The sequence below is a fragment of the Rhizobium sp. PAMB 3174 genome, from assembly GCF_052908375.1.
The window spans coordinates 4,066,251-4,085,052 of sequence record NZ_CM128608.1 but is presented as its reverse complement, the minus strand read 5'-3'; the positions used below and the strand labels follow the sequence as shown (position 1 = coordinate 4,085,052).

General features: G+C 63.8%; 14 protein-coding genes. 4 read left to right on the top strand and 10 right to left on the bottom strand.

The window, feature by feature from the left end; all coding sequences use genetic code 11:
• Nucleotides 1-8: 8 nt before the first annotated feature.
• Nucleotides 9-890: a methylated-DNA--[protein]-cysteine S-methyltransferase gene (locus ACU5AY_RS19495; RefSeq protein ID WP_446827436.1), complete on the bottom strand. Its 882-nt coding sequence runs from the start codon at nt 888-890 to the stop codon at nt 9-11.
• Nucleotides 891-969: 79 nt separating this feature from the next.
• The gene (locus ACU5AY_RS19490) at nt 970-1,467 is read right to left on the bottom strand and encodes a DUF2244 domain-containing protein (protein WP_446827435.1); all 498 of its coding nucleotides are present in this window, start codon (nt 1,465-1,467) and stop codon (nt 970-972) included.
• Between the two features lie 25 nt (nt 1,468-1,492).
• Here ACU5AY_RS19490 and nth point away from each other — a divergent pair, with 25 nt between their 5' ends.
• Nucleotides 1,493-2,260, top strand: coding sequence for an endonuclease III (gene nth, locus ACU5AY_RS19485; RefSeq protein ID WP_446827434.1), 768 nt, complete (start codon nt 1,493-1,495; stop codon nt 2,258-2,260).
• Here nth and ACU5AY_RS19480 read toward each other — a convergent pair.
• The 4 genes from ACU5AY_RS19480 to ACU5AY_RS19465 all read right to left on the bottom strand — a co-directional run bounded on the left by ACU5AY_RS19480 (nt 2,250) and on the right by ACU5AY_RS19465 (nt 7,980).
• A complete protein-coding gene (locus tag ACU5AY_RS19480; RefSeq protein WP_446822698.1) occupies nt 2,250-2,972 on the bottom strand; it encodes a sulfate transporter family protein in 723 nt (240 codons plus the stop codon). The genes nth and ACU5AY_RS19480 overlap by 11 nt on opposite strands.
• Before the next feature lie 133 nt (nt 2,973-3,105).
• On the bottom strand, nt 3,106-4,428 hold the full coding sequence (locus tag ACU5AY_RS19475; RefSeq protein ID WP_446822697.1) for a tetratricopeptide repeat protein: 1,323 nt from the start codon (nt 4,426-4,428) through the stop codon (nt 3,106-3,108).
• Nucleotides 4,425-5,780: an HlyD family type I secretion periplasmic adaptor subunit gene (locus ACU5AY_RS19470; RefSeq protein ID WP_446822696.1), complete on the bottom strand. Its 1,356-nt coding sequence runs from the start codon at nt 5,778-5,780 to the stop codon at nt 4,425-4,427. The genes ACU5AY_RS19475 and ACU5AY_RS19470 overlap by 4 nt, the downstream gene beginning before the upstream one ends.
• Nucleotides 5,752-7,980: a peptidase domain-containing ABC transporter gene (locus tag ACU5AY_RS19465; RefSeq protein ID WP_446827433.1), complete on the bottom strand. Its 2,229-nt coding sequence runs from the start codon at nt 7,978-7,980 to the stop codon at nt 5,752-5,754. The genes ACU5AY_RS19470 and ACU5AY_RS19465 overlap by 29 nt, the downstream gene beginning before the upstream one ends.
• 214 nt (nt 7,981-8,194) lie before the next feature.
• Between ACU5AY_RS19465 and ACU5AY_RS19460 the strand changes: the two genes are divergently transcribed.
• Nucleotides 8,195-9,385 carry a glycosyltransferase family 4 protein gene (locus ACU5AY_RS19460; RefSeq protein ID WP_446827432.1) on the top strand — a complete coding sequence of 397 codons (1,191 nt, stop codon included), beginning with the start codon at nt 8,195-8,197 and terminating at the stop codon, nt 9,383-9,385.
• On the opposite strand, the gene ACU5AY_RS19455 is transcribed toward ACU5AY_RS19460, so the two are convergent.
• The 4 genes from ACU5AY_RS19455 to ACU5AY_RS19440 all read right to left on the bottom strand — a co-directional run bounded on the left by ACU5AY_RS19455 (nt 9,376) and on the right by ACU5AY_RS19440 (nt 17,240).
• Nucleotides 9,376-10,890, bottom strand: coding sequence for a tetratricopeptide repeat protein (locus ACU5AY_RS19455; RefSeq protein ID WP_446827431.1), 1,515 nt, complete (start codon nt 10,888-10,890; stop codon nt 9,376-9,378). The two genes, ACU5AY_RS19460 and ACU5AY_RS19455, sit on opposite strands and share 10 nt — an antisense overlap.
• The gene (locus ACU5AY_RS19450) at nt 10,887-15,914 is read right to left on the bottom strand and encodes a tetratricopeptide repeat protein (RefSeq protein ID WP_446827430.1); all 5,028 of its coding nucleotides are present in this window, start codon (nt 15,912-15,914) and stop codon (nt 10,887-10,889) included. The genes ACU5AY_RS19455 and ACU5AY_RS19450 overlap by 4 nt, the downstream gene beginning before the upstream one ends.
• 91 nt (nt 15,915-16,005) lie before the next feature.
• Nucleotides 16,006-16,392, bottom strand: coding sequence for a DUF6165 family protein (locus tag ACU5AY_RS19445; RefSeq protein ID WP_446827429.1), 387 nt, complete (start codon nt 16,390-16,392; stop codon nt 16,006-16,008).
• Between the two features lie 92 nt (nt 16,393-16,484).
• Entirely contained in the window at nt 16,485-17,240 is a 756-nt protein-coding gene (locus ACU5AY_RS19440) for an IclR family transcriptional regulator domain-containing protein (RefSeq protein WP_446827428.1), read from the bottom strand.
• 149 nt (nt 17,241-17,389) lie between these two features.
• Between ACU5AY_RS19440 and ACU5AY_RS19435 the strand changes: the two genes are divergently transcribed.
• Both ACU5AY_RS19435 and ACU5AY_RS19430 read left to right on the top strand, forming a co-directional pair.
• Nucleotides 17,390-18,097, top strand: coding sequence for a 3-oxoacid CoA-transferase subunit A (locus ACU5AY_RS19435; protein WP_446827427.1), 708 nt, complete (start codon nt 17,390-17,392; stop codon nt 18,095-18,097).
• Nucleotides 18,094-18,783 (top strand): 3-oxoacid CoA-transferase subunit B, encoded by a 690-nt coding sequence (locus ACU5AY_RS19430; protein ID WP_446827426.1) that lies wholly within the window; start codon nt 18,094-18,096, stop codon nt 18,781-18,783. Before ACU5AY_RS19435 ends, ACU5AY_RS19430 begins: the two co-directional genes overlap by 4 nt.
• The last annotated feature ends 19 nt before the right edge of the window (nt 18,784-18,802 follow it).

Here is an 18,802-nt window from a genome sequence, read left to right as displayed (position 1 = left end):
CCTGACGGTTAGCCGGTCTTCGACTGCGCCGCTTCCCAGCCGAGGATCGCCCGCTTGCGGGTCAGCCCCCAGTGATAGCCGGTCAGCGCCCCGCCCTTGCCGAGTGCACGGTGGCAGGGGACGACGAAGGAGATCGGATTGCGGCCGATTGCGGCCCCGACGGCCCGCGACGCCTTCGGCTGGCCAATGTCGCCGGCGACGTCCTTGTAGGTCACCGCCTTGCCGAAGGGGATCTTCAACAGGCTCTCCCAGACGCGGATCTGGAAATCGGTCCCGATCAGCACGACGCGCAGCGGCTGCTCGCCGGTCCAGGCGGACGGGTTGAACACGCGGGCGGCATAAGGCGCCGTGGCACCCGAATCCTCGACGAAACGCGCGTTCGGCCAACGCCGCGCCATGTCGTCGAAACAGTCTCTCTCCCCGCCCGCATCGGCAAAAGCAAGCCCGGCAAGGCCGCGATCGGTCACGAAGATCAAGGCCAGGCCGAATGGAGACGGATGATAGCCGTAGCGCATGACCAGACCGCCACCTTTCGCCTTCCATTCGCCCGGCGACATCGCCTCATGCGTGACGAACAGGTCGTGCAGGCGGCCCGGTCCAGACAGACCGAGCTCGATCGACGTCTCCAGAAGCGGCATGCCCTCGTCGCCGAGCAGCCGCTTGGCATTGTCGAGCGTGACCGCCTGCAGGAAGGCTTTCGGCGAAAGCCCCGCCCAGCGCGTGAACGTCTTCTGCAATTGCGTCGGCGACTGTTTGAGGCGCACCGCGATCGCCTCCAGTGACGGCTGTTCCTGATACTCTTCCGTCAGCATTTCGATGACGCGGCAGACAGTCTCATAGTCTGTTCCGTCCGGCGTGATGTCCTGCGCCTTCGCGATCTTCATGGTCATGGCAAATCTCCTGATCGTGTCCGATCAGACCACGGCCTGGCCTTGCCAGCCACCCGATTCCTGCAAAGATGAAAATAGCTCAAAGCCGCCGCTTCACGGTCGCCAGCGCCCCCTTGAAAGCCTTGGCAAAGCTCTCGCGATCTTCCGGATTGAGGCAGGAGCCGATATCGGTTGCCCGTCCCTCGCCGCTCACATGCATCGACAGGATGCCGAACTCCTCGTGACGGTCGACGCGGAACTTCGCCCAGAACGGATTGAAACGATATTGGGCGCGCATCCGGCCCGACGGCGAGAACTTGCGGATGGAAAGATCGGTGCGTGACACGCTGACCTCCTCGCGCGCCCGGCCGGAGCGGTAGCTCAACCAGAAGGCGCCGTAGAGCAGCAGGAAATCGAGCCCGCAGAACATCACCACCGGCCAGGCGCCGGTCGTCATGAAGAGAGCCGCCTGCAGCGCCAGCATGGCGAAAGTCAGGGTCAGGAGCACCCTGAACCCTTTGCCGCCAAGCGAGCGATAGGGCATGAGCACGGCCGCAAAGACCGGCTGTTCGTTCACATTTTCCGCGTTGCTTTCCATCGTCGGGGCTGACTATAGAGGATTCATGGCAAAATCGTCTCTCAAATCCAGCACCCAAGCGACCCAAAAGTCAACGGCACGCAGAATCACAAAGCCGCGACGGCAGTTGACCGCCTATTCCCGCACCGAGCTTGAGGAGATTTTCCGCCGGTTTTCGATCCAGCGTCCGGAACCGAAAGGCGAACTCGCCCACGTCAATCCCTTCACGCTGGTCGTCGCCGTGGCGCTCTCGGCGCAGGCAACAGACGTCGGCGTCAACAAGGCGACGAAGGAACTTTTCAAGATCGCCGACACGCCGCAGAAAATGCTCGACCTCGGCGAGGAACGGTTGATCGGCCACATCAAGACGATCGGCCTCTTCCGCAACAAGGCGAAGAACGTCATCGCACTGTCGAGAAAGCTGATCGACGACTTCGGCGGCGAGGTGCCACGGACGCGAGAGGAGCTGGTCACTCTTCCCGGTGTGGGCCGAAAGACGGCCAACGTCGTGATGTCCATGGCCTTCGGCATTCCGACCATTGCCGTCGACACACACATCCTCAGGATCGCCAACCGGATCAAGCTGGCACCGGGCAAGACCCCGGACCAGGTGGAGGACGTCCTGGAGAAGATCATTCCGAAGGAATACCTCTTCCATGCCCATCACTGGCTGATCCTGCATGGCCGTTACTGTTGCAAGGCGCGCAAGCCCGAATGCGAGCGCTGCGTCATCGCCGACATCTGCAAGTCGCCGGAAAAGACCTGCGACATCCCGGCGCCGCTCGTCGAGCTACCCAGCCAGATTATCGAGTGATTGCCGGAAAAGACGGATCCTTGCGGCTCAGCAGCTTGTGCAGATGCACCATCATGCCGGCCGCAAACAGCGGCGTCAGCAGGTTGACGATCGGCACGGCCAGGAAGGCGGCGATCAGCAGGCCGGCGAGGAACACCGTGGAGCCGTGCTTCGCCCGGAACTGCCGCGCCTCATTGTGGGTACGGAAACGCGTCGCAGCGAATTCGAAATACTCCCGCCCCAGCAGATAGCCGTTGACGACGAAGAAGGCGACCAGGTTGACGCCCGGGATGAACAGCAACATGAGCGCGAACAGGTTGCCGAGAATGACGATGCCGAGGAACTTGACGGAACTCAGGATCGCATCGCCGAGCGGCATGGCCGTGCCGGGCGTGTCGGTGGGATAGTCGCGCTGTTCGACAACCTCCGCGACATCATCGAGAAACAGCCCGGCAATCAGAGCCGTCACTGGTGAAATCAGCAAGGCAAACGACAGTGCCAGACCGATGCTTGCGAGAATGCCGAATACGAAGGCGAGCCAGCCGGCCCAGTCGGGAATGCCGGGCAGGAAACTTTCGATCCAGGGCAGCGCATAGGCCATGAAGCTCTCGCGCACCGCAAGCCACAGGGCCGCAAGCACCAGCACCGTCAGCCCGAGCACCTTCCAGAAGACGCCACGCGTCTCGGATGCGAGCAGATTGACAAGGCCCAGCCTGGCCGCCTCGAGGATCATGGTCCGTCTCCTGTCTTCGTGTGGGTAACCCTCATCGATGAACGCCATGTAGGCATGCCGGTTCCCTCAAGCAAGAAGGCCCGCGGTAAAGCGGGCCTTTGCAACGGGAAACGGCGTGGCATCGCAACCGATATCAGGCCGCGCGCTCCTTGAGCACCGCGTCCAGCTTGCCGAGCAGTTGACGGGAGAGGGCGTCGCCGCTCTGCGCGCCCCGCGCCAGCACCAGCCGGGCCGCTTCGTAATCCGGCGGATCGGTGCGGAAGGCGTAAAGCTCGCCGAGCGCCGGAAAGACCGCCTGTTCGCCCATCTCATAGGCCTTCTCCAGCCACTCGCGGGCGCCCTTGATGTCGACCGATCCGCCGGTACCGCTCATCATGAACCGGCCGAGATTGACCATTGCGATCGTATGCCCCTTCTGGGCGGCCTTCTTGAACCACTGGCGGGCACGCGCGTTGTCGAGCGGCGTCAGCCGGCCGAGCGTATACTGGATCGCCAGCTGGAACTGCGCTGCGACATCGCCGGCTTCGGCACCCTTTTCGAGCCAAGCGATCGCCTCGAAGGGATCGGGCGCAACGTCAACGCCCTTGGAATAGCGCTGCACCAGTTCGCGGCAGGCGCGGTGATGTCCCATGCGGCCAAGCGAGACCAGCCAGCGCATGCCCATCTGCCGGTCGCGATCCTTGTGCTCGGGATCGAGGTAGTACTTGGCGAGTTCCTCGATGGAAACCTGATGGCCCTTCATCGCCGAGGCGACGAGGATGCGAAGGCCCGTCTGCACGTCGCCTTCCTTGCTGTGCCCCTGCAGCATGAGGACCGCCAGATAATGGCGTGCTGTCATGTTGCCGGCGTCTGCGGCAAATTTCAGGTGGCGTTCGGCCTTTTCGTAGTCCGGATTGCCGACCTTGCCGCTGGCAATCAGCGTCCCGATCCCGAGATTGGCCTCGACATTGCCGGCATCCGCGGCCTTGGAATACATGATCCAGGCGGTGCGGTAATCCACCTCGCCACCGATGCCGGAGGCGCAGAGGTATCCGGCAAGTGCCATGCCCTCGATGCTGCCGGCCATGGCGGCGCGCGTGGCGTAGAGCCGCGCTTCCGTCGGGCGCGCTTCCAGGTCTTCCAGCTCGGACTGCAGCAGGTTGGCGGCAGCCCCCTTGTAGGCCGGCACGTTCGGCTGCATCAGGTAGAGCCGCGCCAGCCGCACCATGGCGCGCGCATGCCCCGCGTCGGCCGCCTGCCTGGCCCAGTGACGGGCGCGGCCGATATCGGCAATCACGCCCTTGCCGCTCTCGTAAAGCTTGGCGAGTTCGTAAGCCGCGTCGCGATGGCCATGCGAACCGATCCGGCTCAAAAGCCGCGCGCCCTGCACGAGTTCGCCCCTGCGGATATACTTGCACGCACGCTTGAACATAAAATTGTCGAGGAAGGTCATCTTCCGCACGAAAAGATCCATCATGGTTCTCGCATTCCTTCAGTCAATGCAGGGCTTGCGCGCTCGAACAGATAGCCCGCAAGCGTTCTCTTGCCGACGACGATGTCGGACGTCAGCGTCATGCCCGGAACGAGCCCGTAGCCGTCAGGCCTCGAATCAAGGTTCGGGCTCTCCAGGTCGATCTTGACCAGATAGACGGCCTTGCCGTTGCTGTCGTTGTTCTTGCCGACGGTGACGCTGTCGGCAGACAGCGACCGCACGGAGCCCTTCAGTCCGCCGTACTTGGCGAATGGCCAGGCATCGAGCTTCACTTCGACTTCCTGGCCGGGATGGACGAAGCCCTGTTCCAAAGTCGAGATTTCGGCCTCGACTTCCAGCTTCGCGTCGGACGGAACGAGGATGAACATCTTCTGCGCGGTCTCGACGACCGAGCCGACGGAGATGTCGCCGACCTGCAGCACGATCGCGTCCTGCGGCGCGCGCATCTCGATCAGCTCATGCCGCTTGTCCGCCTTGGAGAGCTGTTCCATGGCGGAGTTCAGTTCGCCCTGCTGCTTGACGAGCTGCTGCATGGCGTCCGAACGCCACTGCTGGACATAATTGTCCCGCGCCGCCTTGGCGCTCTCGAGATCGTTGGCGCTGGTTGAAAGCTGCCCCTGAATCCCGGCGATCTGCCGCTCGAGTTCCAGGCGGTTGTCCGATACCTGCAGCAGTTCCATCTTGCTGATCGCCTGCCGTTCGACCAGCGACGCCTTCATCGCCTCTGTCTGCTTGAGGATATCCAGCCGTTGGCCGAAGAGATGCAGTTCCGAGGAAAGCTGCCTGCGCAGCGCTTCGATGGCCGCCACCTTGCCGTTCAGGTTGGTGATGGCGGAATCATATTGCGACTTGCGGGCGCTGTAATAGCGCTGCTGCAGTTCGGTGAAGAGGTCGTTGCCAAGCGGCCGGTACGGACGCCCGTCGACTTCGTCGTAAAGCCGTTCGATTTCCGCCTTCAGCGCCCCGACCTGCCGCCGCCACGAGGTGGCATCCGCCTCGGAGAAGGTCGGGTCTAGGGTCGCGAGAATCTCGCCCTTGTTGACCCGCTGGCCTTCGCGCACATGGATTTCACGGACGATCGACGTTTCGATCGGCTGGATGACGACGTGCGGGGCTTCCGAGATGATGCGCCCGGTCGACGACACGACGCGTTCGATCGGAATGAGGATCGACAGGAGAATGGCGACGCCGACAAAGGCCGCGACGACGGTCACGGTCATCCGCGCAGCCTTCGGAATGGCTGCGTTCAGGATTTCCGCACTGTCCGATATGAACTCCGAGGCCGCATTCTGCGACGCATCGGCATCGTCAGGCAACAGCGTTAAGGCCTTGAACATTGCTCTTTGCATCCATCATCATGTGGCGGTTCTGCTGGTTCCACAGATACCGGTAATCGGGGGACCGCTTCATCAGGTCGCCATGCAGGCCCGAATCCCTCAAGCGTCCACGTTCGAACATCAGGATCTGGTCGCAGTTGACGAGCGAAGACAGGCGGTGGGAAATCATCAGGACCGTGCGCCCGCGGGCGATCTCGTTGAGATTGCCCATGATGATCGCCTCGCTGTCGGGATCGAGCGCGCTGGTCGCCTCGTCGAAGACAAGAATGGGCGGGTTGGAGATCAGCGCCCGGGCAATCGCCAGGCGCTGGCGCTGGCCGCCGGATAGGTTGGTCGCGCCTTCTTCCAGCATGGTATCGTATCCACGCGGCAGCCGCTCGATGAACTCGTCGGCACCGGCAAGCTGCGCGGCGGCGATCATCTCTTCCGGCAACGCATCCGGCTTTCCGGCGGTGATGTTGTCGCGGATAGTACCCTTAAACATGAAGCTTTCCTGCAGCACCACGCCGACATTGGAACGCAGGTGGTAGAGGTCGATTTCCTTCAGCTCGACGCCGTCCATGCGGATAAGACCACCATAATTGGCGTGCAGGCCCTGCAGGAGCCGCGTCACCGTCGTCTTGCCCGAACCGCTTCGGCCCATGATGCCGACGACCTCGCCCGGCTTCACGCGGAAGCTGATCTGGTCGAGCGCCGGCTGCGAACCGCCGGCATAGGTGAAGCGCACGTCCTCGAATTCGATCTCGCCCTTCAGCACGGGGCGCACGCCGCTGCCGGAAGCGCGCTCCGCCGGACGGTTGATGATCGATCCGACCTGTTTCAATGCCGCCCGGGCTTCTTCCAGCGGCTGCATCAGCGCAGCCAGCTGCACGATCGGCTGGGTCGCGCGCTGGGCAACCATCGTGAAGGCGACGAGCGTACCGGTCATCACGGCGCTGTCCGAGGAAATCGCGATATAGGCGCCGATGCAGAGCGAGCCGGCGTAGATCAGCTTTTCGAGCGGCGCCAGCAGCGTCTGCGGCTGATTGGCGAGGTTCAGGAGTTCCGTCTGCGAGCGGACCGATTCGGCGACCCGCTGGTCCCATTCGCGCCGCTTGCGGCCTTCCAGCGCCATCGACTTGATCGTGCGGATGCCGTTGATCGTCTCGATCAGCATGGAGGTGCGCTGATGCTCCGACTTCATTACCCGCGCATAGGCCTTGCGGATCGGCCCCATGTAGATGACCAGCACCAGCGACATCATGGCGGCGATGCCCAGCACCCAGAAGGACAGGACGGGCGACAGCAGGAACATGGCCGGGATCAGCACGATCAGCGACAGAAGATCGAGCATCGTGCCGAACAGCTGGCCGGTGATGAAGGCGCGCACACGCTTGGCCTCGCCCAGTCGGTGAACGATCTCGCCGGTCGGGTTCTGTTCGAAGAATTCGATCGGAAGACGCGACAGGCGGTTGAAGATGTAGAGGTTGAGCCGGACGTCGATGCGCGCGGTCGCCACCGCCGACATCATGCGCTTGAGGTAGCTGAGCGCCATGTCGAAGACCAGCACGACGCCAATGGCGATGACCATCATCATCAGCGTCGAGATGCGATGATGGACGAGAACCTTGTCGATGACGACGAGGTAGAGGATCGACGGCACGAGCGACAGGACGCCGAGCGACATGGCGGCGATCAGGATGTCCCGGAACAGCCGGCGCTCCTTGAACACCTGGCGCGTCATCCAGCTGAAATTGAACTCTTCCGGATCTTCCTCGTCGAAATGGTGGAGAACCGGCGCCTTCTTGAAGAGGACGACACTGCCGTCCCAAACCTGTTCCAGGCGCACCTGGTCGACGGCGACCTTGCCGTGAACGGCATCGTTGGGATCGCGCAGCACCACCTGCGGCGTGACCGGGTCGTTCAGATACTGATCGAAGACGAGAAGCGTGCCGTCACGGAGGCAGATGATCGCCGAAATGCTCTGGTCGAGCTGGCTCAGCACGCGCCAGGTGACCTTCAGCACCCGGCTCTTCATGCCGTGTTCCTTGGCGATCTCGGCAAGCGCCGGCAGTTCCGGCAAACGCCCCGAATCGGAAAAATCGCGCTGTATCTGCTCGAGGGAAAGCGACAGGCCGAGTTTGCGTCCAGCAAGCACCAGTGCCTTGAAGGGGGAACTCACCGAACGGTCTGCTGTCGGATCCCGATCCGTTTCACTCATTCTGGACTACCTCTTGGCGTCTTCCGGAAGGAAAACAGGGAAAAGAGAGAGGGCATCCTGCCCATTTGGGTTCGACCCTATGTGTGGAAGCTTTCGCGATGCTGGATTCTCCGCCGTTTTTGTGCGCTACCTGCAATTCGGGCGCGCACGTCAGCGCCACGCAACATTGCCGCGGGATAAGCGCGGGGAAAGCGGACAGCATTTTCGGGAGCCGATGAGAAAGCCGGTCATCATTCACTGGGGCATTTCCAGCTTCTTCGGCTGGGGAATCTACGGCCTCAACCTCGCCCTCAACTGGTCGGCCGACCCGGATTTCGAGCCGGTCTGCTCGCTGCCGCTCCGGGGCGACCAAATCGCCGTCGATCCACTGCGCCAGCAGGCGCTGTCGCCGTTCTTCAAGGCGTCCATCGACTTCGTCAAGCGGCTGGAAGACCGCGCCGGCAAGCCGACCAGCGTCAACGCACCGGTTCTCGTCGGCCTCGGCAACGATTTCCAGACGATGCCCGGCGCCCATGGCGTGATGCTGCAAGGCGCACCGAACCTCGGCGTCGTCTTCTTTGAGGTGCCGCAACTGTCCGACGACGTGATTGAGCGGGCCCGGTCCTTTCCGCTGATCGTCACAGGCTCGACCTGGAACGAACGGATTCTGCGCGCCTACGGGCTCACCAATGTGAAGACGGTCATCCAGGGCATCGACCAGACCCTGTTCCATCCCGCCCAGAAGCAGGGCGTCTTGAAGGATCGCTTCCTCGTCTTCACCGGCGGCAAGCTGGAGCGGCGCAAGGGGCAGGACCTCGTGGTCGCCGCCTTCGCGCGCTTTGCCAAACGCCATCCCGACGCGCTGCTGGCCGCGGCCTGGCACAGCCCCTGGCCGCAGCTGGCCAAAAGCTTGGACGAAAGCGGCATGGCCGCGCCCCTGCCATTCACACCCGAAGGCAAGGTCGACCAGACCGCCTGGACCGAGGCGAACGGCATCGCCCGCAACCAGTTCCTCGATCTCGGCGCCATCCCGAATGCACTGATGGCGCCGGTCCTGCGGGAGATGGACGTCGCGGTTTTCCCCAATCGGTCGGAAGGCGGCACCAATCTCGTCGCCATGGAGGCGATGGCCTGCGGCGTGCCGGCGATCCTGTCAGCCAATACCGGCCATCTCGACCTGATCGACGGCAACAACTGCTACGCCCTCGAGAAGCAGGCACCGATGGACGGTAGCGGTGGCGGCGTCGGATCGGTCGCCGGCTGGGGTGAAAGCGATGTCGAGGAAATCGACGACATGCTCGAGCGCGCCTATCGCGATCGGGCAGACGCCCGCCGGCGCGGCGATCGCGGCGCGGCCAAGCTCGCCGGATATTCCTGGTCGCGCACTGCCGACCAGATGAAGGCGATCGTCAGCGGCTATCTCTGAGCGGAAAGCCAGCCCTTCGCGATATCCGCGGCAGCGGTAATCGTGGGGGCGAAGTCGCCCGGCCGCGTCTGGCGGCAGAGCGTCATTGACGGATACCAGGGCGTATCGTCCCGGTCCGTCATCCAGCGCCAGTCGGCAACCGCCTTCAACAGCGCCACGCTCGGCACGCCCAGCGCCCCGGCAAGGTGCAGCGGCGCCGTGCAGACCGACACGACGCCGCTGAGATTGGCCATGATGCCGGCCGTGTCGACAAATGCGTCCGTTCCCGCATCGAAGTCCGGCCCAGGATGCTCCAGCACGAAATCCAGCCCGCCGACCTTCCACCCCGAGGGCGTGTCGGCCCGCTCCAGCATTCCCGGCGCCAGCTTCTGCAGGGCGATCAGCCGCACATCCGGCAAGTCGGCGAAGGGTGCAAGCTCGCGAGGTCCGGCAAGGCTGCGCCCACGCTCGACCGGCGAGTTCGGATTGCCCTTCCACACGAAGCCCAGCGCTTTCGCACCGCCATCAAGCCGCAGCGTCTTGCGCCAGTGAAGGACGCGCTCCGGCTCGGCGGTCAGATGGGACCGGGCGGCCGGGATGCTGCCGGGCGTCAGTTGCAGGCGATGCGGCAGGCCGAGCAGCGGCGACTGCAGGTCGATGGCCCCGGGATCCTCGCTTTCGCCGACAATACTGTCGAAGCCCTGACCCCTCGACAGAAGCCTTACAAGCTTGTCCGGGACCTGAAGGACGAGCCGGCCGACAAGCGAGCGCGCCAGCGGCAGCAGTTTCACGAACTGGATAGTGTCGCCGAGGCCCTGCTCCGCATGCACGAGCAGCGTCTTACCGGGATAGGGCCGACCGTTCCAATCGGCAATTTCGGTGTAACGCGGTCTTGCCGGAAACTTCTCCGTCCGCCAGCGCCATTCGTACTGGCGGAAGCCGGCCGCAAAATCCCCGGTCCTGAGCAGCGCCAGCGCGAGATTGTACCGCGCCTCGGCAAGCTCCGGGTAAACGGTGACCGTCCGGCGCAACATGTCGATGCCAGCGCCCAGATCGCCGGTTTCGACCAGTGCATTGCCGAGATTGTGCATCGCCGTCTTGTGGCGCGGATCCAGACCGAGCGCGGTGTGATAGGCGGCAATGGCCGCGTGATGATCGCCGCGCCCGACCTCGGCGATACCGAGATTGGCATAGACCTCCGCTGTCGCATTTCCGGCGGCGATCGTTTTTTGATAGGCGGCTATCGAATCCTCGAAACGTCCGGCGTCCGCCAGCGCGTTGCCGTAGTTGAACCAGACCTCGGGCTGAACGGTCTCGGCCGCAGTCAATCTCTCGAAGAGCGCGAGAGCGCCGGCGAGATCGCCGGCGGACCGCTTCGCCGATGCGGCCAGTCGCAGTGCGTCGGGATGGTCGGGCGCGTCGTCAAGCAGCGCTTCGTAGATATAAAGAGCCGCCGCGAAATCGCCGGACGTATGCAGATCGAAGGCGCGCTTCAATAGTACACTATCTTCTTCACGGCCCGTCATCGCCGCCACTCCGCAAAGCTCCTCAGCGCCGTCGCCGCCTTTTCGGCGACGCTGTCCCAGTCGCCCATCTTCGGCTGGCGAATGAGCCTGAGCTTCGGGTACCACGGGCTGTCGGAGCGGTCACGCATCCAGCGCCAGTCGGCGTTGTATTTCAGCAGCCCGAAGGTCGGCAGGCCTTGGGTTGCGGCGAGATGCAGCGACGAAGTGCAGGAGGAAATGACGAGATCAAGGGCCTGCATTGCCGCCGCCGTGCTGGCAAAATCGCCGAGCGCTTCCCCCGGCGCCTCGATACGATCGGCAAACGCAACGTCGCGCAACTGGTCGAGACCGTCGCGAAACTGCAGCGCGACGAAATGCATGTCCGGAAGCTCGAAAAGCGGCGCGAGACTTTTCAGCGGTGGCGAGCGGCCATTGTCGGCCCGCGCGTTCGGATTGCCCTGCCAGACGAGGCCGACGCGAAACTTGCCCTTGCCGCCGAACGTTGCGCGCCACCGTTCCACGGCATTCCCGTCAACGGCAAAGGGCACGGGCGGCGGCAGCGTTTCGAACGTCGTGCCGAAGACGAGGGGCAGGCTGAGTATCGGAATCTCGAAATCCGCCGACGGCACCGGATCGACGCCCTGCCGGATGATCGTCATGGTCTCCGTGCCCGGCAGCGCCTTAAACAGCGGGATCAAGGGCTCGCGCAATTCAAGGATCACGCGTCCGGCCATGCCGCACGCCTGGACGACAAACCGGGCAAACTGAATCTGGTCGCCGAACCCCTGTTCGCCATGCACGAACAACACCTTGTCGCCGACCGGCTCGCCCCGCCAGCGCGGAATTGCCAGCTTCCGGTCCTTCATCTCGAGCCCGAAAAAGCGGTGCTCGTAGTCCTTGAAGCCTGCCGGCAGATTGCCCTTCTGCAGATAGGCATGCGCCCGGTCGATGAGCGTCTCCGTATCGCCCGGCGCCAGCGCCAAAGCCTTGTTGAAGGCATCAATCGCTGCGTCGGTCCGGCCGACATCCTTCAGCGCATTGGCGAGGCCGCGATGCGACTTGGAAATCTCCGGCCTGAGAATAATCGCCCGCTCGTAGGCGGCGATCGCCTCGGCGAAGCGGCCATCGTCGCGCAGCAGGTTGCCGAGCGTCATCTGCGCTTCCGCCGTCTCCTTCTCGGCGAGGCACCCGCGCAACATCGCCTCGGCTTCCGCCACCATGCCGAGATTGCGCAGTGCGATGGCGAAGTTCGTGCGGAACTCGCGGGTCTTCAGCCCCTTCTCCTGTGCCTTCAGGAAGAAGAGATGAGCGCGTGCGAAATTCTGCGTCTCCAGCGCCATCGCGCCCAGCATGTGCAGGGCTTCCGGCTCCGTTCTCGGCTTGCTGAGGAGAACGGCATAACCTTTGCGCGCCGCCGCCGTCTTTCCGGCGATATGGGCGCGGATGGCGGCGGCAAATTGCTCGCGCTCGCTTGCGGCCGGTGCTGTCGCCTCCGGCTCGGCCTGCGCGCGGAACAGGACCGAGCGGTCGCCACGGACCAGTTTTTCGAGCTCGGCGGCAAGACGGCCGACCGCACCGGCAAAGGGCGAGGCCGGGGTTTCGCCGGCAACCTGCCGGAACAGCCGCGCCGACGGATACCAGGGCGAATCCGAACGGCCGCGCAGGAAGCGCCACTCCGCTTTCGCCTTCAACAGGATCCACACCGGCTTGCCGAGCGCGCCCGCCAGATGGGCCGTCGCGGTATCCGAGGTGACGATCAGATCGAGGTTCATCATCATTGCCGCGGTATCGGCAAAGCCGTCCGGCCCGCTGTCGAAGTCCTTGGGCGGCAGGTCCACGGCAAAGCGGCCGGCAAGTGCGGCGATCTGCTCCTCGCCCGGCCCTTTCTGCAGCGCGATCAGGCGTACGCCGGGGACCTCAGCCAGGGGCTCCAGGGTGGCAAGCGGGAAGCTCCGCCCTCGGTCCACCTTCGGATCCGGATTACCCTGCCAGACGATGCCGACCCGGAAGCCGGGCTTTTCATTCAGCCATTCGGCCCAGCGCGTCTGCCGCTCATCATCCGCCGTCAGGTAGCTTGGATAGCTCGGTATGGTTTCGACGCGCGTGCCGCAGCGGAGCGGCAGGCTCATCATGAAGGCGTAGTAATCGGTCGCCGGAAACCGGTCGCCTTCGCGCACGACACCGTCCACGCCCTTCGCGCCCGCCATCAGCGCGGCGATCTTCCCCCGGCAACCGACGAAAACCTTTGCGGCGCCGCGTTCCTTCAGAACCGCGGCATAGCGCACGAACTGGAAGGCATCGCCGAACCCCTGTTCGGCCAGAAGAAGAAAGCTTTTGCCCGCCGGGTCCTCGCCCGTCCACTCGGCAAGCTTCGGCCGCGTCGCGCCGAGACCGAGCACGCCGACATTCAGCCGCTCCTCGTATAGCGGCAGGCCGGCGGCGAGATCGCCACTGTTCATCAGTGCCATGCCAAGCGCCATCTTCGGATCGGGGTAGCCGGGCCGGATGTCGATTGCCCGGCGGAAGCAGGAAATGGCCTCCTCTTCATGGCCGGCATCCATTTCACTGACGCCGAGGTTGGACCAGGCTTCCGCATTTCCGGGCTTTGCCGCCACCGCCTGGCGCTGCAGCCAGACCGCGATATCCGGTTCGCCGTGATTACGCTCGTGGACGCCGAGATTGTTCCAGGCATCGGAATTGGCGGGATCCGCGATGATCGCCCGTTCCCAGGCCCTCGCCGCCTCCTCGGTCCGGTCGAGCGCCAGAAGCGCCGCCCCCCACTGGACCAGGAGCTTGCTGTCCTTCGGCGCCAGCCGGCAGGCCTTTGCAAGCGCCCGCTCCGCCTCCTCCGGCCGCTCGATCGCGGTACAGGCATTGGCATAGGCGGAAAGCACCGCGAGGTTGTCCGGGTGATGGGCAAGCAGCGCCTTGGCGCGCGACAGTGCTCCCTCCGCGTGGCCAGCGGCGATCTCCCGGCGCACGAGCGACAAATGCGATGGAATATGAGCCGGATCGACCTTCAGCGCGAAGACCAGCGCACGCTCCGAATCCCGCTGAAACCCGGCGCTGTCGAGGGCAATGGAAAGATTGCTCCAGAAATCCGTGACCGCCGGCGCGAGCGCCAAGGATTGCAGCGCCAAGGGCAGGCAGGCAAGCGCTGTCTCGCGACTGCGGCCTCCGGCTTCCAGGTCCGCCATGGCCGTCAGGTTGAGAAGCTGTGCCGACCGTCCGCGCCGCGCCATCAGGTGACGGTAGAGCCTAGCAGCGCCTGCGAAATCACCGCGCCGGTTGACGGCGATCGCCTGTTCCAGCGCCACGGTGCCTGGATCCGGATCGATCGGCTGCGGCGCTTCTGCAAGCGCCTTGAGGTTCGCCGCGACCCGCGCCATGACGCCGGCCCAGTCGCCTTGTGTCTCCTGTCGGAAAAGACGCATGGTCGGATACCATGCCGTCAACTCGCCGGAGAGACCCCAGCGCCAGTCGGGCGCCGCCATCAGCATGAGCCAGACCGGCCGCCCCATCGCTCCAGCCAGATGGGCAATGGCGGTATCGGATGTGATGACGATGTCCAGTGAAGAGATAAGGCCGGCTGTATCGACAAAGGCATCCGGCCCGACATCGAAATCGGGGGCAGGCTTCAGGAGGCGCAAACCGTCGGGAACCGGCTGATCCGCACCCGGTCCCTTCTGCAGCGAGATGAACTCCACGGCTTCGCCGAGCGCGCCGAGCGCCACGAACTCATCGAGCGGCACCGATCGTCCGCGCTCGGTCGCCGCATTCGGATTGCCCTGCCAGGACAATCCGATCCTGAGCGGCCTTGCCGTACCCTCTGGGCGCTCGGGAAAGGCCGCCCATTTGTCCTTGCGCTCGGGCTCGGCCGAAAGATAGGGAAAGCCGCCATTCGGCTGATCCGGCTGCAGACCGAGCAAACCCGGCAGGGACATCAGCAGCACCTGATAATCGTGTGTCGGCAGCGCCACCGAGCCGTCTGCGATGAGCTGAAACCGCTCGGGATTGTCGCGAAATGCCGGAAAGGTCTTGAGTAGCGCGTGCAGCTGCGGCTGGCAGACGAAGATCACTTTTTCCGCCCGCTCGCCGATCAGGGGAAGGAGACGGATGAACTGAATGGTGTCCCCCAGCCCCTGCTCGTGCAGGACAGCGATCCTCTTGCCGGTCAGATCTTCGCCACGCCACAACGGCGCGTCGGAAACGGTCACGCGTGTTGGCTGCGGCAAAACCGCGACGCGCTTTTCATAATCGGGCCAGGACTCGCCCCACCGGCCGAGCAAGAGTTTCGTCCAGGCGATGTTATAGGCGAGCGCGGGGAAGGCCTCCGGGTTCAGCGGGGACCCTTCCAGCGCGGCCAGCGCCTCCGTCACGCGGCCGAGATTGCGCAGGCAGACGGCGCCGTTGATGATCGCCCCCAGATGGCGCGGATCGGCCGAAAGCGTCTGGCGGTAACACTCGACCGCTTCCTCGTTCCTGCCCTGGCGCTGCAGCAGGACGCCGAGATTATAGCTCGCCTCATGCTCTTCCGGACGGAGGACAAGCGCCCGGCGCAAGTGCTGCTCGGCCTCAGCGCTTCGGTCCAGTTGCAGGAGGATATGACCCATCTGGGTGAGAAGGGCGGGATTGTCCGGGAAGGCGGAAAGGGCCTCCTCGCAGGCCGCCGCGGCCTTCTGCCAGTCGCCGCCGCGCGTCAGCGCCAAGACGAAATTGACGCGGGCGCCGAGACTGCGTGGCGCGAGCGCGACAGATCGCTCTCCCGCGGCGATCGCGGCGTCGACATCGCCGGTCGCAAGGAAGGGCAACACCATGTTCTGGCGAATGGCGGCATTGTCGGGTTCCAGCTCTGCCGCCTTTTGCAGAACCACGATGCCATCCGCGGAGCGGCCGGAAAGATGCAGGGCAAGGCCGAGATAATGATGCACGTCGGCGTCGTCGGGATTGTCATCCGCAAGCGCCTGAAGGTTCGCCACGGCCTCGGCCGCCTTGCCGGCGCCGATCAGCTTTACACAATCCTGCAGGGCGCCTTGAACCGCCACCGTCCGCAATATTCCCTCGATATCAATAAAGTCGACGCCGGGCCGACGCACCAAACCTCACGCATGACCGGCGACGCGGTCACAATACCTGTCAAGCCTTGTAGGGCTTATAGGATTTTTCCTCAATGATCGCGGAATCAAGGGCTATGTTGATCTTTCGCTTCAATTCCGCGCGTTCATCATTGGTGACATAGACGGCGCGCGCGAGCTTGACGAATTCGGGACCGAAGTTGCCCGCATGCTCGCAGTCGCGGATTGCGTCCTCGATGTCCCATAGCTTCTCATTGACGTCGAACAGGGCGGCGCGGATCTCCTCGACCGCCGGCACCTTGGCCGTATCACCGAGTTTTTCCTCGAGAAGCGCCAGTTCCTTGCGGATATTGGCAAGCTTGCCGTCGTCGGCAATCCGGGCGCTCTTGATTTCGAGGATGGTAATCTTGTCGATCAGTTCGCCATAGGAAACGGGCACTTCAATCATTGCAGTCCTCGATATGCGAATCGTCCCTGCGTCATGCCGGGCGAATGTGGGCTCACACTAAATGGAATCGCTTTTGCGAAACTGGCCAACCTCTAGCGCAATATCGAACGCAGCGCCTGCTGTGTTTCGGTCAACTGTTCCAGATAGAGCCCCGGCATGTCTGCCGCCGACGCGCTGGTTGCGGGCGCGCCGATGTTGAGCGCCGCGACTGTCTCGCCACGCGCATTGATGAGCGGCACGGCGATCGAGCAGAGGCCGAGTTCGAGCTCCTGGTCGATGACCGCATGGCCCGCCGCCCGGATTTTCGCAAGTTCGGCCATGATTTCCGCCACGCCGGTCTTCGTCAGCGGCGTGCGGGCCTGAAGGCTCGAATGCTCCAGCACCTCACGCGCCTTCGCCTCCGGCAGCGCGGCGAGCAGCACCCGCCCCATCGAGGTGCAGTAGGCCGGCATGCGACTTCCCGGCATCAGGCTGATCGACATGATCTTCTTCAGGGAAGCGCGCGCCACGTAGACGATTTCCGTTCCGTCCAGCACCGAGACCGAAGCGCTTTGCCCGGCCCTTTCCGAAAGCCGGTCGAGATGCGGCTGCACGATGGCCGGCAGGGGCGTTGCCGACAGGTAGGCCTGCCCAAGCCGGAGAATCTTGGGCGTCAGCGCGAAGAACTTGCCGTCGTAATCGGCATAGCCGAGCCCCGACAGCGTCAGGAGACACCGGCGCGCCGTGGCCCGATCAAGGCCCGTACGCTTGGCGGCTTCCGCAATCGTCAGCCTTGGCTGATCGCCGCCAAAGGCTTCGATGATACTCAAACCCTTGGCGAAGCCACCCAGAAAATCCGTTTCCCGCACAACCGCTCTCCAGTTCTGCGCTCATTATGTGCGATATACGAACAAATGTCAATTATCGCACATAATCCATTGCCGCCTTCCGTTGTTTGGATTATTTCAATGGCCAGCATTCCCGGCGACAGACAGGATATGCCGGGACGGAGGATTAGATGGACAAGACAATTGCAAGTCTGGCTGAGGCCGTATCCGGCATCGGCGACGGCGCCACGGTGATGATTGGCGGATTTGGCGGCTCCGGCGCGCCGATCGAACTCATCCACGCCCTGATTGACAAGGGGCCGAAGAACCTCACGGTCATCAACAACAATGCCGGCAACGGACGGATCGGCATTGCCGCCATGATCGACGCCGGCATGGTGAGGAAGATGATCTGCTCTTTCCCGCGTTCCTCCGATCCACGCGCCTTCACCGACAGGTATCTCGCCGGCGAAATCGAACTCGAACTGGTGCCGCAAGGCACGCTCGCCGAGCGCATCCGCGCAGGCGGCGCCGGCATCCCGGCCTTCTACACGCCGACCGGTTACGGCACGGAAATCGCCGAAGGCAAGGTCATCGCCGAATTCGAGGGCCGCTCATACGTGCAGGAGCGATGGCTGAAGGCCGACTTCGCGATCGTCAAGGCTGAGCTCGGCGACCCCTACGGCAATCTCACCTACAACAAGGCGGGCCGCAACTTTAACCCGCTGATGTGCATGGCCGCAGCCAAGACCGTCGCCCAGGTCTCGAAGATCGTACCGGCCGGCGGCATCGACCCGGAACATGTCGTCACCCCCGGCATTTTCGTCGACGGCATCGTCGAAGTGCAGAACCCGCAACAGGAAGAAGAGCTCATCCGAGCCGGAGTGGCCTACGTATGACCGTCGACACGCGAGAAGACATCAAGCTTTCCAACGCCCAGATCGCCTGGCGCGCAGCGCAGGATATCGCCGACGGCGCCTATGTGAACCTCGGCATCGGCTTCCCGGAAATGGTCGCGAAGTTCCAGCCACCGGGCCGGCAGGCGATCTTCCACACGGAAAATGGCATCCTGAACTTCGGCGAGGCTCCGGCCGAAGGCGAAGAGGACTGGGATCTGATCAACGCCGGAAAGAAGGCGGTAACGCTGAAGCCGGGCGCGGCATTCTTCCACCATGCAGACAGCTTCGCCATGGTCCGCGGCGGCCATCTCGACGTCGCCATTCTCGGCGCCTACCAGGTGGCTGAAAACGGCGACCTCGCCAACTGGCGGGTTGGTTCCAAGGGCGTTCCCGCCGTCGGCGGCGCCATGGATCTGGTCCACGGTGCAAAGCAGGTGATCGTCATCACCGAGCACGTCACCAAGAAGGGCGAGCCCAAGCTTGTCGAACGCTGCTCCTTCCCGTTGACCGGCGTCGGCTGCATCACACGGATCTATACGAGCCATGCCGTCATCAACGTCAAGGACGGACACTTCGTGGTGCGCGAAAAGCTCGCCGCCATGACGATGGACGAACTTCAGGCCATGACCGGCGCCAAGCTTTACACCGACGGCCCGGTCGCCGATCTCGTCGTCCCGGAACTCTGATCCTTGACCGGTACCGCGC

Bases quoted from the DNA above. Each gene is read 5' to 3' on its own strand.
- ACU5AY_RS19495 (WP_446827436.1), bottom strand. From the start codon at position 890: ATGACCATGAAGATCGCGAAGGCGCAGGACATCACGCCGGACGGAACA.
- ACU5AY_RS19490 (WP_446827435.1), bottom strand. From the start codon at position 1,467: ATGGAAAGCAACGCGGAAAATGTGAACGAACAGCCGGTCTTTGCGGCC.
- nth (WP_446827434.1), top strand. From the start codon at position 1,493: ATGGCAAAATCGTCTCTCAAATCCAGCACCCAAGCGACCCAAAAGTCA.
- ACU5AY_RS19480 (WP_446822698.1), bottom strand. From the start codon at position 2,972: ATGATCCTCGAGGCGGCCAGGCTGGGCCTTGTCAATCTGCTCGCATCC.
- ACU5AY_RS19475 (WP_446822697.1), bottom strand. From the start codon at position 4,428: ATGATGGATCTTTTCGTGCGGAAGATGACCTTCCTCGACAATTTTATG.
- ACU5AY_RS19470 (WP_446822696.1), bottom strand. From the start codon at position 5,780: ATGTTCAAGGCCTTAACGCTGTTGCCTGACGATGCCGATGCGTCGCAG.
- ACU5AY_RS19465 (WP_446827433.1), bottom strand. From the start codon at position 7,980: ATGAGTGAAACGGATCGGGATCCGACAGCAGACCGTTCGGTGAGTTCC.
- ACU5AY_RS19460 (WP_446827432.1), top strand. From the start codon at position 8,195: ATGAGAAAGCCGGTCATCATTCACTGGGGCATTTCCAGCTTCTTCGGC.
- ACU5AY_RS19455 (WP_446827431.1), bottom strand. From the start codon at position 10,890: ATGACGGGCCGTGAAGAAGATAGTGTACTATTGAAGCGCGCCTTCGAT.
- ACU5AY_RS19445 (WP_446827429.1), bottom strand. From the start codon at position 16,392: ATGATTGAAGTGCCCGTTTCCTATGGCGAACTGATCGACAAGATTACC.
- ACU5AY_RS19435 (WP_446827427.1), top strand. From the start codon at position 17,390: ATGGACAAGACAATTGCAAGTCTGGCTGAGGCCGTATCCGGCATCGGC.
- ACU5AY_RS19430 (WP_446827426.1), top strand. From the start codon at position 18,094: ATGACCGTCGACACGCGAGAAGACATCAAGCTTTCCAACGCCCAGATC.